The 612-nt window shown below is 82.7% G+C and carries 1 pseudogene; it reads right to left on the reverse strand.

From position 1 onward, the window contains the following. Window positions 1-612: pseudogene (locus Q7L73_RS28625) on the reverse strand (SARP family transcriptional regulator); the annotation flags it as partial.

The following is a 612-nucleotide window of genomic DNA, read 5'->3' on the forward strand; positions in this document are numbered from 1 at the left end:
CGCCGGCGGGGCAGCTGCCGGCGGGGCAGGCGCCGGCGGGGCAGGCGCCGGCGGGGCAGGCGCCGGCGGGGCAGGCGCCGGCGGGGCGGGCGCCGGCGGGGTGGAGCCGGTCGCGGCGAGGCGGAGCGCGCGGTACCAGCTCGTGAAGACGCCGGCGAGCGGACGTTCGTGGCGGGCGGCGAGCTGGTCGATCGCGGCGGCGTGCGCGTCGGCGGCGGCGAAGTTGGCGAGCGCCGAGCGCGCCTGCAGCCGGATCAGGTGGCCGAGCACGGCGTGCGAGACGAGCCCGTGGCGGTCGGCGAGCGCGATCAGCTCCGCGCCGATCGCGTCCCGCTCCGGCGCCAGCCCCGCGCGCGAGAAGCTCTGCATCCAGCGCCCGTTGAGCGCGAACGCCAGCAGCGCGGGATCGTCGAGCCGCCGCGCCAGCGCTTCCGCCTCCCGCGCCGCCCAGCCCGCCCGCGCGCTCCCCGTCCCGCGCGACTCGACCGCGCTCGTCGCGAGCAGGCGGGCGCGTACGGCGTCACGCGCGGCCGGGCTGGGCGCGGGCGCAGCGGGCGCGGGCGCAGCGGGCGCGGGCGCAGCGGGCGCGGGCGCAGCGGGCGCGGGCGCAAA

Origin of the sequence: Conexibacter sp. CPCC 205762 (assembly GCF_030646155.1) — a bacterium.
Classification (GTDB): domain Bacteria; phylum Actinomycetota; class Thermoleophilia; order Solirubrobacterales; family Solirubrobacteraceae; genus Conexibacter.